Origin of the sequence: Pseudomonas sp. HLMP, assembly GCF_046365545.1 — a bacterium.
In the GTDB taxonomy this organism is placed as follows: Bacteria; Pseudomonadota; Gammaproteobacteria; order Pseudomonadales; family Pseudomonadaceae; genus Aquipseudomonas; species Aquipseudomonas guariconensis_B.
The window spans coordinates 1,532,812-1,545,671 of the sequence record NZ_JBDLLR010000001.1 but is presented as its reverse complement, the minus strand read 5'-3'; the positions used below and the strand labels follow the sequence as shown (position 1 = coordinate 1,545,671).

Genomic DNA, 12,860 nt, shown 5'->3' with positions numbered 1-12,860 from the left:
AGAGATAACCTGTAGATAAGGTTGATTCTGGAAGTTTCAAGCTTAGCGGGCTTGACCTGGGTCAGCTCGGCTGGAGCCAGACCAGCGATGCAAAGCGCCCGCCTTGCGGGGTTTGCCGATAGGAAAAGAAGCGCGGGTCGCTGACCGTGCAGAAGCCGCCGCCATGAGTGGCCGTCACGCCACGGGCAGCCAGGCGGATACGCGCGAGCGTGTAGATGTCGGCCATCAGCTTGCCGGGCCGCTCGCCTGGGACAAAGGCCTCGGCAGCCTCGGGGTGCACGGCGGTGAAGGCATCGCGCACTTCCAGCCCGACCTCGAAGGCCTGCGGGCCGATGGCCGGGCCGAGCCAGACCAACACGTCCTCGGCAGGCACGGCCAGCGTGTCGAGGGTGGCTTCCAGCACCCCGCCGGCCAACCCGCGCCAGCCGGCATGGGCGGCCGCCACGCGCGTACCGGCGCGGTCGCAGAACAGCACCGGCAGGCAGTCGGCGGTCATCACCGCGCAGGCGATGCCGGGACGGGCGGTCCAACTGGCGTCGGCTTCGGCCACCACGGTCGGGTCGGCCTCGACCACGGCCAGGCCATGTACCTGCTTGAGCCAGGCCGGCTGGATGTGCAGCGCATCGCTCAGGCGCCGGCGGTTCTCGGCGACCGCTGCCGGGTCGTCGCCAACGTGGTCGCCGAGGTTGAAGGTGTCGTAGGGCGGCAGGCTGCTGCCGCCCCCGCGCGTGGTGACACAGGCGTGTACCGACGCCGGGGCCGGCCAGTCGGGGAACAGCAGCGCCTGCGTCAGGTCGTTCATCCGATGAAGCTCTCGCGGTCCTGCTTGAGCAGCGACAGCAGCCAGACGAAATCGTCCGGCAGCGGCGACTCCCAGCCGATGCGCTTGCCGGTGGTCGGGTGGTCCAGCTCCAGGAAACGCGCGTGCAGGGCCTGGCGCGGGAAGGTCTTGAGCGCCTCGACCATGGTCGGGTTGGCCGCCGGTGGGATGCGGAAGCGCCCGCCGTACACCGGGTCGCCGACCAACGGGAAGTTGACGTGGGCCATGTGCACGCGGATCTGGTGGGTCCGCCCGGTTTCCAGCTTGACCCGCACATGGGTGTGCGAGCGGAAGCGCTCCAGCACGCGGTAGTGGCTGACCGCCGGCTTGCCGCCTTCGGTGACCGCCATGCGCTGGCGCTGGGTGCCATGCCGGCCGATCGGTGCATCGACCTTGCCGCCAGCGGTGATCACGCCGACGACGATGCATTCATAGATGCGGCTGACGCTGCGGCGCTGCAGTTGCTCGACCAGGTTGGTCTGCGCCTGCAGGGTCTTGGCCACCACCATCAGGCCGGTGGTGTCCTTGTCCAGGCGGTGGACGATGCCAGCGCGCGGTACGTTGACGATGTCCGGCACATGGTGCAGCAGGGCATTGAGCAGGGTGCCATCGGCATGCCCGGCAGCGGGGTGGACCACCAGCCCGGCGGGCTTGTTGATCACCAGGATCTGGTCGTCTTCGTAGACGATGTCCAGTTCGATGGCCTGGGCCTCCCATTCGCCCTGGGCTTCGTGCTCGGCCTCCAGGGCCAGCAGGGAGCCGCCATGGACGATGTCGCGCGGGCGCAGCACCGCGCCGTCGACCGTCAGGCGGCCTTCCTTGATCCACGCGGCAAGACGCGAGCGCGAATACTCGGCGAACAGTTGGGCAGCGACCTGGTCGAGGCGTTGACCGCCCAGTTCGGACGGTACCTCTGCGCTAAGTTGAATGATCTCGGACATGCTCGATTCGGCGGGCGTACAGCCTTTGGTTTCGGCTGCGCGCTTGTGGTTAAATACGGCTTCTTTTGCCCCGGGATTGGCCGGGGGCGCTCATCATAACAGGACGGCACCGCCCAAGACAGCGGCCGTCAAAGGGACGCAAGCCGCCATGCAAGTGAAACACCTGCTGCTGATCGCCATCCTCGGGCTTACCGCTGCCTGTTCCTCGAACAAGGAAGTCATCGACGAGAATCTCAGCGAAGCCGAGCTGTACCAGCAGGCGCAGGCCGACCTGGACAACCACAGCTACACCAGCGCCGTGAGCAAGCTCAAGGCCCTGGAGTCGCGCTATCCGTTCGGCCGCTACGCCGACCAGGCCCAGTTGGAGCTGATCTACGCCAACTACAAGAATGCCGAGCCGGAGGCTGCCAAATCCGCCGCCGAGCGTTTCATCCGCCTGCACCCGCAGCACCCCAACGTCGACTACGCCTACTACCTCAAGGGCCTGACCTCGTTCGACCAGGACCGCGGCCTGCTGGCGCGCTTCCTGCCGCTGGACATGACCAAGCGTGACCCGGGTGCCGCCCGCGACTCCTACAACGAGTTCGCCCAGCTCACCAGCCGCTTCCCCAACAGCCGCTATGCCCCGGACGCCAAGCAGCGCATGATCTACCTGCGCAACCTGCTGGCCTCCTACGAGATCCACGTGGCCGACTACTACCTGGGCCGCCAGGCCTATGTAGCCGCCGCCAACCGTGGCCGCTACGTGGTGGAGAACTTCCAGGAGACGCCGTCGGTCGGCGACGGCCTGGCCGTGATGGTCGAGGCCTACCAGCGCCTGCACCTGGACGATCTGGCCGCCACCAGCCTGGAAACCCTCAAGCTCAACTACCCCGACCACCCGAGCCTGGTCGATGGCGAGTTCCGCCCCAAGCGGGACGAGGCCGACAACCGCTCCTGGCTGTCCAAGGCCACCCTGGGCCTGATCGAGACCGAAACCCCGCTGCCGCCGGGCGAGACCCGCGCCAACCAGGACGTGGTCAAGCAGTTCCAGGATGCCCGCGCCGAGATGCCAGAAGAGCTGCTGCCCAAGGACGAGAACGGCGACCCGATCCTGCCGGAAGGTCCGAAGGAAGCCGAGAAGGAGCGTTCCTGGTTCAGCTACATGACCTTCGGTCTGTTCGACTGATCTGCAACGCATGAGAAAGGGAGGTCCAGACCTCCCTTTTTTCATGCCTGCGCCCTAGACTGTCTGCTCTATTTACCGACAAGCTGGACACCATGGTTCGCCTACTCTTCTGGATCGCCCTGATCGCCGCCGCGCTCTGGCTGTGGCGCAAGTTCAAGACCAGTCAGCAAGGCCGTCACGAGCCTACGCTCGACGACCCGCTGAAAATGGTGCGCTGCGCCCACTGCGGCGTGCACCTGCCCAACGACCGGGCCCTGAAACTGGGTAACGACTGGTATTGCAGCCAGGCGCACCTGGAGCAGGGGCCTGGCCAGAAAGACTGATCGATTGCCCTACCGGCCCGTCGAATAGCGCCTTGTGATCCTGGGGCTGCCGTGCAGCCCCAAAACCGGCATTAGGCCAAGCCCTCCCACTTATCCCTCCCCGACCCTTTCGCACCATTTACGACCCCTTCCCTGACGCCACCATTGACCGAACCCGGCAAAGTTCGCTAAATCCTATTTATCCGCATAAATATGAAAAACAGTACAAATGCTCAAACCCAAGCGTAAGCGCCAGAAGCTCTCCGACGTGATCGTCGAATCGGTCAAGCGCTCGATCGTCACCGAGGCCCTGCACCCCGGCGATCGCCTGCCCACCGAGCGCGAGCTGATGGAGCACTTCGAATGTTCCAAGGGCACCGCCCGCGAGGCACTCAAGGCCCTGGAGGTCGAGGGCCTGGTCAGCACCCGCACCGGCCCGGCCGGCGGCGCCTACCTCAACGAGGTGGGCACCGAGCCGGCCAGCCGCGCCCTGCGCAACTACCTGCACTTCCAGCACCTGGACGGCGAGCAGGTGTACCAACTGCGCAAGGTCATCGAAGTGGAACTGGCGGTGTCGGTGATGGGCCAGCTGAGTGAAGCCGACTACGCCGCGCTACAGGCCAACATCGACTTCTGCAGCGCCCCGGAAGACAGCGAACAGGGCCAGCGCGAGCAACGCCTGGCGGAGCTGGAGTTCCACACCCTGCTGGCGCACCGCTGCCCCAACCCGCTGCTGCGCTTCATGGCGGTGTTCCTCAACGACCTGCTGCGCGACCTGGTGGTGCTGAAGAAGGCCTACCTGCCCAAGCGCCAGCAGTTCGCCGCCGCCAACATCGACTACCACAAGCAGCTCCTGCTGGCCCTGCGCGCCAGCGACGAACAGGCCGTGCGCCGGCTGATGCATGCACACATGTGCGACGCCGAGCACCACATGACCGCGCTGGAGGGCGAGGTCGCACGCAACTTCCTGCTGGAGTTCGAACACCACCACTGATCAGCCTGGAAAGAGGCCTGCGCACAGGCCCGGCCGTACCCGCTTTGCCATTGCCACTCCTGCCTAATAACCACAACCAAGGAGTTACCCATGCAAAGACGTACCCTGCTCAAGGCAGGCCTTGCCCTGGGTGCCCTCGGTAGCCTCCCCCTCGGGGCGCACCGGGCATTCGCCGACGAACCGCTGACCTTCTACGGGCTCAAGTCCATGTCCGGTGCCTTCGCCAGCTATGGCAAGTACGCCGACATGGGCTCGCGCCTGGCCATCGCCGAGCATCCCCAACTGCTCGGACGGCCCTTGAAGTACAAGGTGATCGACACCGAGGGCAACGCCGGCAAGGCAGTGCGCAAGGTACAGGAAGCCATCGGCCAGGATGGCGCCCGCTTCTTCCAGGGCTGCACCCTGTCGTCCTCGGCCCTGGCGGTGTCGAAGGAGATCCATAAGGCCGGTGGCGTGTTCATGACCCCAGTCGGCGCCGACGAGATCACCGGCAAGGACTGCAACGCCTCGACCTTCCGCTGGTCGGTGCCGACCTACGGGGCCATCCGCGAGACCCTGGTGCCGATGATCCGCCAACTGCCGCAGGCCAGGCGCTGGTACACCATCACCCCGCAGTACGTGTTCGGCGATGCCCTGCTGGACAACGCACGCAAGGTGTTCGCCGAGTTCGGCGTCGAGCACATCGGCAACAGTTACCACTCCCTGCAGGAACAGGAATTTTCCGGCTACCTGACCAACGCCATCGCTGCCAAGCCCGATGTGCTGGTACTGCTCAACTTCGGCAGCCAGTCGTCCAACGCCCTGCGCCAGGCGGTCAACTTCGGCATCAAGGAGCGCATGAAAGTACTGCTGGTGTGGTCGGCCGGCCTCGACCAGTTCCAGGAACTGGGCAGCGACGTGCTGGAGGGCGTGTACCTGGGCGCACAGTACTGGCACCAGGTCGACACGCCGCTGAACAGGCACCTGGTCGAAGCCACGCGCAAGGCCTATGGCGTCAACCCCAACTACCCGCTGGCGGCCGACTACATCGGCACCAAGGTCATGCTCGAGGCCATCGCCAAGGCCGGCACCTTCGATGGCCCGAGCGTGGCCCGCACCCTCCAGGGCATGCGTTTCCAGGGTCCGACCGGCGACGAGTTGATCCGCCCGGGCGACCACCAGGTGCTCAAGGACTATTACCTGCTGCGCGGCAAACCCCAGGGCCAGATGCGCGACGAGGACGACCTGGCCGAGGTACTCAGTGCCGGCCGCTCGTTCATCGAGGTCGACCACACCGGTTGCGCCCTGGCCTGAGCCGCGGCGTTCGTCCCAACCATCCAGACATGCAGCCGCCCGGCGCGCTGCAGAGGGCACGTCCATGCTCGACTTGTACCTGTTCCAGCTGCTCAACGGCCTGGGCCTGGGGATGATCTACTTCCTCATCGCCGTGGGCCTGACGATCATTTTCGGCCTGCTCAACTTCGTCAATTTCGCCCATGGCGCGTTCTTCCTGCTCGGCGCCTACCTGTGCTACACCGCCGTGGCCCTGACCGGCAATTTCTGGCTGGCCCTGCTGCTGGCGCCACTGGCCGTCGCTGCGCTGGCGTGGGCCGTGGAGCGCATGCTGATCAAGCGCATCTACCACCTGCCGCATACCTTCCAGATCCTCGTCACCCTGGGGATAGCCCTGATCATCCAGGAAGCCTCGGTGCTGATCTGGGGCCCGGTCGGCAAACATATCGCGGTGCCGCCGGAGCTGCGCGGGGTGCTGATCGTCGGCGATTTCATCTACCCCTACTACCGCCTGTTCCTCATCGGCTTCGCCGCGCTGATCGGCCTGGGCCTGTGGCTGCTGTTGGAGCGCACGCGCTTCGGGGCGCTGGTGCGCGCCGGCAGTGAAAGCACCGAAACGGTCTCGCTGCTGGGCACCAACATCTTCCGCCTGTTCTCCCTGACCTTCGCTCTCGGCGTGGGCCTGGCCGGGGTCGCCGGGGTGCTGTTCGCCCCCTTGCGCGGCGCCCAGCCGTTCGTCGGCCCGGAGATCCTCGGCATCGCCTTCGTGGTGGTGGTGATCGGCGGCATGGGCTCGTTCGGCGGCGCCCTGGTAGGAGGCCTGCTGGTGGGCGTGGTGCAGAGCATGATGACCAGCCTCTGGCCGCAAGGCGCCAGCCTGATGATCTATGGCGCCATGGCGGCGGTGATCCTGGTACGTCCCTACGGCCTGTTCGGGAGAGCATGAAGATGAGCGAGAAAAATCCTTTGCCCGTGGCCAAGGGCCGCGCGCCGGCCCTGCTGGGCCTGGTGATCGTCACCCTGGTCGGCCTGCCACTGCTGCTGCCGTCGGCGACCCTGGCCACCGAGATCCTGATCTTTGCCCTGGCGGCGCTGGCCTGCAACCTGTTGCTGGGCTACACAGGCCTGCTGTCGTTCGGCCAGGGCATCTTCTTCGGCGTCGGGGCCTATGGTGCCTCGCTGCTGATGATCCACCTCAAGTGGGGGCTGTTCAGCGCCCTGCTCGGCGCGGCGGTGTTCGGCGCCTTCCTGGCGCTGCTGGTAGGCGCCCTGGCGATCCGCCGCAAGGGCATCTACTTCGTCATGCTGACCCTGGCCTTCAGCCAGATGGCCTACTTCCTGGCCTATACCCTGAGTGACTGGACCGGTGGCGACAACGGCCTGCTCGACGTACCACGGCCGAACATCCAGGTCGCCGGCCAGGTGCTGGTGGACCTGGCCGACCCACGGCACTTCTATGCCTTCGTCGCGGTGCTGTTCCTGCTGATCTTCGCCGGCGCCCTGCGGGTGATCCGCTCGCCGTTCGGCAGCACCCTGCTGGCGATCCGCGAGAACGAGACCCGCGCCGCGGCCATCGGCTACGACACCCGCCATTTCAAGATCCTGGTGTTCATGCTGTCCGGCGCCATCACCGGTATCGCCGGGGCGTTGTACGCGATGCTGCTGCACTTCGCGCCGCTGTCGAACATCGACCTGATGATGAGCGAGAACATCCTGATCATGACCATCGTCGGCGGCACCGGCTCGCTGTTCGGCTCCTTGCTGGGCGCCGGCGCCATCGTCGTGCTGGGCGACGTGTTGTCGGAACTGTGGCCGCGCTGGCTGATGCTGCTGGGGGCGATCCTGATCCTGGTGGTGGTGTTCATGCGCGGCGGGTTGTGGGGCGGCCTCGCCGAACTGGGCAAGCGCCTGTGCCCGAGCCGCCCGTTCAGCGCCAAGACCAAGGAGACCCTGTGATGAGCGACTACCTCCTGGAAACCCGTGGCCTGGAACTGGCCTACGGGCCGTTTCGCGCGGTCGACGGCGTCGACCTGAACGTGCGTGCCGGCACCATCCATACCGTCATCGGCCCCAATGGCGCCGGCAAGACCAGCCTGTTCCATTGCCTGACCGGCGAGCGCCAGGCCACTGGTGGCAAGATCCTGTTCAATGGCCAGGACATCCTGCGCAAGCCGTCCCATGGCCGGGTAGCGCTGGGCATGGCGCGCTCGTTCCAGCTCACCAGCCTGTTCCAGAACCTGTCGGTGCGCGAGAACCTGCGCCTGGCGGCCCAGGGCCGCGATGGCCTCGGTGCGCTGAACTTCTGGCGCAGCGTCGAGCACAAGCGCAGCCACTGGGACACCGCCGACCAGGTGCTCGAACGCCTCAAGCTCACCGCCCGCGCCGACACCCTGGCCGGCGAGTTGTCCCACGGCCAGCAGCGGGTGCTGGAGGTGGGCATGTCGATCTGCGCCCGCCCAACCCTGCTGATGCTCGATGAGCCCACCTCCGGGATGGGCATCGACGACATCCCGGTGATGACCGAGTTGATCAGCGACCTGGGCCGCGACCACACCGTGCTGCTGATCGAGCACAACATGAGCATCGTCATGTCGATCAGCCAGCGCATCACCGTCATGAGCCATGGCCAGATCCTGGTCGAAGGCACCCCGGACTTGGTGCGCAACGACGAGCGCGTGCGCACCGCCTACCTAGGAGAGGCCGCCTGATGCTCAACGTCGATTCGATCCATTCCTACTACGACAAGAGCCATGTGCTCGAAGGGGTCTCGCTGAAGGTCGAGGCCGGCGAACTGGTGACCCTGCTCGGGCGCAACGGCGCCGGCAAGACCACCACCCTGCGCAGCATCCTCGGCATCGTGCGGCCGCGCCAGGGGCAGATCACCTTCAATGGCCAGCCCCTGGTCGGCCGCGAGATCTTCGACATCGCCCGTCAAGGTATCGCGCTGGTGCCGGAGCATCGCGGGATCTTCCGCCAGCTCAGTGTCGAGGAAAACCTGAAGATCGCCGTGCGCAAGGACAGTCGCTGGCAATTGCAGGACGTATACGCCATGTTCCCGCGGCTAAAGGAACGGCGGCGCAATGGCGGTTTTGCCCTGTCGGGCGGCGAACAGCAGATGCTCGCCATCGCCCGCGCCCTGCTCAACGACCCCAGGCTGCTGGTCCTCGACGAACCCACCGAAGGCCTGGCACCGGTGATCGTCGACGAACTGGTGAGGATCCTGCGGCGGATCAAGGACGAAGGGCTGTCGATCCTGCTGGTGGAACAGAACCTGATGGTCTGCGACGCCCTCGCCGACCGTCACTACGTGCTCGAACAAGGCCGGGTGGCCTACCAGGGCAGCGCTGCACAGTTTCGCGCCGACCCGAGCATCAAGAATCGCTATCTGGCCCTGAGTGCCTGAAAGGAGACGGACCATGAATACCCGTATCGATCCCTCGCGGCACCTGCTCGGCCAGGGCACGCTGGTCAACCGTGAACGCCTGTGGCAATCGCTGATGGACCTGGCCCGGCTCGGCGCCACGCCCAAGGGAGGCGTCTGCCGCCTGGCCCTGACCGACCTCGACCGCCAGGCCCGCGACCTGTTCGTGCACTGGTGCACCGAGGCGGGCTGCACTGTCAGCATCGATGCCATCGGCAATATCTTCGCCCGCCGCCCCGGACGCAATCCCGACCTGGCGCCAGTGATGACCGGCAGCCACATCGACACCCAGCCCACCGGCGGCAAGTTCGACGGTTGCTATGGGGTCATGGCCGGGTTGGAAGTGGTGCGTACCCTCAACGACCTGGGCCTTGCCACCGAGGCGCCGCTGGAGGTGGTGGTATGGACCAACGAGGAAGGCTCGCGCTTTCCGCCGTGCATGATGGGCTCGGGGGTGTTCGCCGGGAAGTTCGACCTGCAGGAGACCCTGGAGAAGGTCGACGACCAGGGCCTGTCGGTGGGCGCGGAGCTTACCCGCATCGGCTATGCCGGCCCCCGTGTGCCCACCGGCCATGCGGTCGGCGCCTACTTCGAGGCGCACATAGAGCAGGGCCCGGTGCTGGAAGACCTGCGCACCACCATCGGCGTGGTCCAGGGCTGCCTGGGACAGAAGTGGTTCGACCTGGTACTGACCGGCGTCGAGGCCCATGCCGGCCCTACCCCGATGCGCCTGCGCAAGGATGCCCTGGTCGGTGCCGCCGAGGTGGTCACCGCGGTCAACCGCATCGCCCACGCTCATCAGCCCCATGCCTGCGGTACCGTCGGCTGCCTGAACGTGCACCCAGCCTCGCGCAACGTGATCCCGGGCCAGGTGCAGATGACGATCGACCTGCGCCATCTCGACCCCGGCCACCTGGATGCCATGGTCGGCGAGGTACGCCAAACGATCGAGGCCTGCTCGGCCAAGCACGGCCTGCGCTTCGAGCTCACGCCCACCGCGGACTTCCCACCGTTGTACTTCGCCGAAGCGTGCGTCGATGCCGTGCGCCAGGGTGCCCGCGAGCTGGGCCTGAGCCACATGGACATCGTCAGTGGCGCCGGCCACGACGCGATCTTCCTCGCCGAGTTGGGCCCTGCAGGGATGATCTTCGTGCCCTGCGAAGGTGGCATCAGCCACAACGAGATCGAGAACGCTGCGCCGCAGGACCTGGCCGACGGCTGCGACGTGCTGCTGCGCGCCATGTTCCAGGCCGCCAACAAGGGAGCCCAATGAGATGACCGGCAAGACCTGCATCGGCGAACTGACCGCCCTCGAGTTGCTCGACCTGTACCAGCGCCGCCAGCTGTCTCCCGTGGAAGTGATCGACGATGTACTGGCGCGCATCGACCGCTACAACCCGGTGGTGAATGCCTACTGCCATGTGGATGGCGAAGGCGCCCGCGCCTCTGCCCGCGCCAGCGAGCAGCGCTGGCGGCGTGGCGAGCCCTGTGGCAGGCTGGATGGCCTGCCGACCTCGATCAAGGACCTTACCCTGACCCGCGGCATGCCGACCCGCAAGGGCTCAAGGACTACGTCTGCGGCCGGGCCGTGGGAGGTGGATGCGCCATTCAGCGCGTTCATGCGCGAGGCCGGCGCAGTGCTGGTGGGCAAGACCACCACCCCGGAGTTCGGCTGGAAGGGCGTCACCGACAACCCGTTGTACGGCATCACCCGCAACCCCTGGGACACTCGCCTGACCGCCGGCGGCTCCTCGGGTGGCGCGGCCGCCGCGGCGGCGCTCAACCTCGGCGTGCTGCACCAGGGCAGCGACGCAGGCGGCTCGATCCGCATTCCCTGTGCCTTCACCGGCACCTTCGGCATCAAACCGACCTTTGGCTATGTGCCGCAGTGGCCGGCCAGTGCCATGACCCTGCTGTCGCACTTGGGGCCAATGACCCGCACGGTCGACGATGCCGTGCTGATGCTCGATTGCGTAGCCCAGCCGGATCCACGCGACGGCCTGGCCGGCGCGCCACGGCGAACGCCCTGGCTGGGCGACGAACAAAACCTGAGCGGTCTGCGCATCGCTTACAGTGCCGATTTCGGCTACGTGCAGGTCGATCCACAGATCCAGGCGCTGGTGGCCCAGGCGGTGCAACGCCTGGCGCGGCTGGGCGCGCAGGTGGAGGAAGTTGACCCAGGGTTCGCCGACCCGCTGCAGGCGTTCAATACCTTGTGGTTCGCCGGTGCTGCCCGGCTGGCTGGCCAGCTCTCGGATGAACAGCGGGCGCTGCTCGACCCAGGGTTGCGGTGGCTCGCCGAACAAGGGGCGCGGATCGGCCTGGACGAGTACACCCTGGCCCTTGAGGCACGGGCGGAACTGGTGGCGCGGATGAACGCCTTCCACCAGCGTTACGACGTGCTGGTGTCACCGATGCTGCCACTGGTGGCTTTCGAAGCGGGGCACAACGTACCGCCAGGGTCGGCGATGGCGCAGTGGATGGAATGGACGCCGTTCAGCTACCCCTTCAACCTGACCCAGCAGCCAGCGGCCTCGGTGCCTTGCGGTTTTACCCGGGAAGGGCTGCCGGTGGGGTTGCAGGTGGTGGCCGGGCGGTTTGCCGATGAGCAGGTGCTGAGGGTGTGCAAGGTCTATGAACAACACTATCCGAGCCGGCATTTGCAGGAACCGGTCGTTGGTTGAGGGGCTGTGCGTTGAACCCTGTTCGCGGCGGTTCGGCGCCCCGGGATCGAGTCAGCCACAGAGTGTGTGATTTGCGGGAGGGCTTGATCACTCGAGTGGCATTGGGGCTGCTTTGCAGCCCCGGTCTTCAGCCCAGGCGCCCTGCCGGGGCATAGGGCACCGGATCGATGATCGGCTGGCTGCCGGTCAATAGGTCGGTGAACAACTGGCACGACGCCGGCGCCAGCACCAGCCCGTTGCGGTAATGCCCGCAGTTCAGCCATAACCCCTCATGCCCCGGCACCGGGCCGATGTAGGGAATACCTTCGGGCGACCCCGGACGCAGCCCGGCCCAGTGCGCCACCGGGGTGGCATCGGCCAACGCCGGCAGGAGTTCGACCGCCGAGGCCTTGAGGCTTTCCAGCGCGTCCACGGTCGGGGTCTTGTCGTAGCCAGCATGTTCCAAGGTACTGCCGACCAGGATGTGCCCGTCGCGCCGTGGGATGGCATAGCGTCCCTTGGCCAGGACCATGCTCGGCAGGAAGTCCTCGGCACACTTGAACAGGATCATCTGGCCCTTCACCGGCTCCACCGGCAGCGCCAGGCCGAGGGTGAGCAACAGCTCGCCACTCCAGGCACCCGCGCTGAGCACCACGTCATCGGCCGCCAGCATGCCTTCGGCGGTGTGCACACCGGTGACCCGCCCGCCTTCCTGGCGGAACCCGGTGACCTGGCAGTGCTCGCGCAAGGTCACGTTAGGCAGGGCCTGCAGGGCTGCCTTCAACGATTTCACCAGGCGTGGGTTACGCACGTTGGCTACACCCGCCATGTAGATGGCGCGCGTGAAGCCTGGGCCGAGCACCGGCACCGCATCGTAGGCCGCCGAGATATCCACGGCGCTCAGTGGCCGCTGCTCGCGCCTGGCCCAGGCCAGGGCCTCGGCCTCGTCGTCCAGGTCCAACCAGTACAGGCCGGTGGTGTGCACCTCGGGGTCGATCCCCGTGCTCGCGTACAGGCGCTCGCCCAGCTGTGGATAGAAATCCTGCGACCAGTGCGCCAGTGCCGTCACCGCCGGGCTGTAGCGCCAGGGGTACAGGGGCGAGACGATACCGCCACCGGCCCAGGACGACTCGCGCCCCACTTCACCCTGGTCGCACACCACCACCTGGCCGACCTTGGGCGCCAGGTTGAACGCTGTCAGCAGGCCAATGACCCCGCCACCGACAATCACTACTTGCTTGCTCATCCGTCGATCCACTACCTGAAATAAACGCGACCT

General features: G+C 66.4%; 13 protein-coding genes. 10 read left to right on the top strand and 3 right to left on the bottom strand.

Annotated elements, in window-relative coordinates:
• Positions 1 to 61: 61 nt before the first annotated feature.
• Both pgeF and rluD read right to left on the bottom strand, forming a co-directional pair.
• Entirely contained in the window at positions 62 to 802 is a 741-nt protein-coding gene (pgeF, locus tag ABFA30_RS07285) for a peptidoglycan editing factor PgeF (RefSeq protein ID WP_225789533.1), read from the bottom strand.
• Complete coding sequence (gene rluD / locus ABFA30_RS07280) at positions 799 to 1,761, bottom strand: 23S rRNA pseudouridine(1911/1915/1917) synthase RluD (protein WP_410045285.1); 963 nt, start codon at positions 1,759 to 1,761, stop codon at positions 799 to 801. Before rluD ends, pgeF begins: the two co-directional genes overlap by 4 nt.
• A 148-nt stretch (positions 1,762 to 1,909) precedes the next feature.
• Between rluD and ABFA30_RS07275 the strand changes: the two genes are divergently transcribed.
• The 10 genes from ABFA30_RS07275 (at position 1,910) to ABFA30_RS07230 (ending at position 11,602) form a co-directional block, all read left to right on the top strand.
• Complete coding sequence (locus tag ABFA30_RS07275) at positions 1,910 to 2,929, top strand: outer membrane protein assembly factor BamD (protein WP_225789531.1); 1,020 nt, start codon at positions 1,910 to 1,912, stop codon at positions 2,927 to 2,929.
• 92 nt (positions 2,930 to 3,021) lie between these two features.
• Positions 3,022 to 3,252, top strand: coding sequence for a PP0621 family protein (locus ABFA30_RS07270; RefSeq protein ID WP_410045284.1), 231 nt, complete (start codon positions 3,022 to 3,024; stop codon positions 3,250 to 3,252).
• 208 nt (positions 3,253 to 3,460) lie between these two features.
• The gene (locus ABFA30_RS07265; protein WP_225789529.1) at positions 3,461 to 4,225 is read left to right on the top strand and encodes a FadR/GntR family transcriptional regulator; all 765 of its coding nucleotides are present in this window, start codon (positions 3,461 to 3,463) and stop codon (positions 4,223 to 4,225) included.
• Positions 4,226 to 4,315: 90 nt separating this feature from the next.
• A complete protein-coding gene (locus ABFA30_RS07260) occupies positions 4,316 to 5,518 on the top strand; it encodes an ABC transporter substrate-binding protein (RefSeq protein WP_225789528.1) in 1,203 nt (400 codons plus the stop codon).
• Between the two features lie 64 nt (positions 5,519 to 5,582).
• Positions 5,583 to 6,443 carry a branched-chain amino acid ABC transporter permease gene (locus ABFA30_RS07255; RefSeq protein ID WP_225789527.1) on the top strand — a complete coding sequence of 287 codons (861 nt, stop codon included), beginning with the start codon at positions 5,583 to 5,585 and terminating at the stop codon, positions 6,441 to 6,443.
• Positions 6,444 to 6,445: 2 nt separating this feature from the next.
• Positions 6,446 to 7,453: a branched-chain amino acid ABC transporter permease gene (locus ABFA30_RS07250; RefSeq protein ID WP_225789526.1), complete on the top strand. Its 1,008-nt coding sequence runs from the start codon at positions 6,446 to 6,448 to the stop codon at positions 7,451 to 7,453.
• A complete protein-coding gene (locus ABFA30_RS07245) occupies positions 7,453 to 8,205 on the top strand; it encodes an ABC transporter ATP-binding protein (protein WP_225789525.1) in 753 nt (250 codons plus the stop codon). The genes ABFA30_RS07250 and ABFA30_RS07245 overlap by 1 nt, the downstream gene beginning before the upstream one ends.
• Positions 8,205 to 8,900, top strand: coding sequence for an ABC transporter ATP-binding protein (locus ABFA30_RS07240; RefSeq protein ID WP_225789524.1), 696 nt, complete (start codon positions 8,205 to 8,207; stop codon positions 8,898 to 8,900). Before ABFA30_RS07245 ends, ABFA30_RS07240 begins: the two co-directional genes overlap by 1 nt.
• A gap of 13 nt (positions 8,901 to 8,913) precedes the next feature.
• On the top strand, positions 8,914 to 10,191 hold the full coding sequence (locus ABFA30_RS07235) for a Zn-dependent hydrolase (protein WP_410045283.1): 1,278 nt from the start codon (positions 8,914 to 8,916) through the stop codon (positions 10,189 to 10,191).
• 1 nt (position 10,192) lies between these two features.
• Complete coding sequence (locus tag ABFA30_RS07230; protein ID WP_410045282.1) at positions 10,193 to 11,602, top strand: amidase; 1,410 nt, start codon at positions 10,193 to 10,195, stop codon at positions 11,600 to 11,602.
• 127 nt (positions 11,603 to 11,729) lie between these two features.
• On the opposite strand, the gene thiO is transcribed toward ABFA30_RS07230, so the two are convergent.
• Entirely contained in the window at positions 11,730 to 12,827 is a 1,098-nt protein-coding gene (gene thiO / locus ABFA30_RS07225) for a glycine oxidase ThiO (protein ID WP_225789522.1), read from the bottom strand.
• Between the last annotated feature and the right edge of the window lie 33 nt (positions 12,828 to 12,860).

What these genes read in the sequence shown, in the direction of transcription:
- pgeF (WP_225789533.1), bottom strand. Translation starts at nt 802, where the DNA reads ATGAACGACCTGACGCAGGCGCTGCTGTTCCCCGACTGGCCGGCCCCG.
- rluD (WP_410045285.1), bottom strand. Translation starts at nt 1,761, where the DNA reads ATGTCCGAGATCATTCAACTTAGCGCAGAGGTACCGTCCGAACTGGGC.
- ABFA30_RS07275 (WP_225789531.1), top strand. Translation starts at nt 1,910, where the DNA reads ATGCAAGTGAAACACCTGCTGCTGATCGCCATCCTCGGGCTTACCGCT.
- ABFA30_RS07270 (WP_410045284.1), top strand. Translation starts at nt 3,022, where the DNA reads ATGGTTCGCCTACTCTTCTGGATCGCCCTGATCGCCGCCGCGCTCTGG.
- ABFA30_RS07265 (WP_225789529.1), top strand. Translation starts at nt 3,461, where the DNA reads ATGCTCAAACCCAAGCGTAAGCGCCAGAAGCTCTCCGACGTGATCGTC.
- ABFA30_RS07260 (WP_225789528.1), top strand. Translation starts at nt 4,316, where the DNA reads ATGCAAAGACGTACCCTGCTCAAGGCAGGCCTTGCCCTGGGTGCCCTC.
- ABFA30_RS07255 (WP_225789527.1), top strand. Translation starts at nt 5,583, where the DNA reads ATGCTCGACTTGTACCTGTTCCAGCTGCTCAACGGCCTGGGCCTGGGG.
- ABFA30_RS07250 (WP_225789526.1), top strand. Translation starts at nt 6,446, where the DNA reads ATGAGCGAGAAAAATCCTTTGCCCGTGGCCAAGGGCCGCGCGCCGGCC.
- ABFA30_RS07245 (WP_225789525.1), top strand. Translation starts at nt 7,453, where the DNA reads ATGAGCGACTACCTCCTGGAAACCCGTGGCCTGGAACTGGCCTACGGG.
- ABFA30_RS07240 (WP_225789524.1), top strand. Translation starts at nt 8,205, where the DNA reads ATGCTCAACGTCGATTCGATCCATTCCTACTACGACAAGAGCCATGTG.
- ABFA30_RS07235 (WP_410045283.1), top strand. Translation starts at nt 8,914, where the DNA reads ATGAATACCCGTATCGATCCCTCGCGGCACCTGCTCGGCCAGGGCACG.
- ABFA30_RS07230 (WP_410045282.1), top strand. Translation starts at nt 10,193, where the DNA reads ATGACCGGCAAGACCTGCATCGGCGAACTGACCGCCCTCGAGTTGCTC.
- thiO (WP_225789522.1), bottom strand. Translation starts at nt 12,827, where the DNA reads ATGAGCAAGCAAGTAGTGATTGTCGGTGGCGGGGTCATTGGCCTGCTG.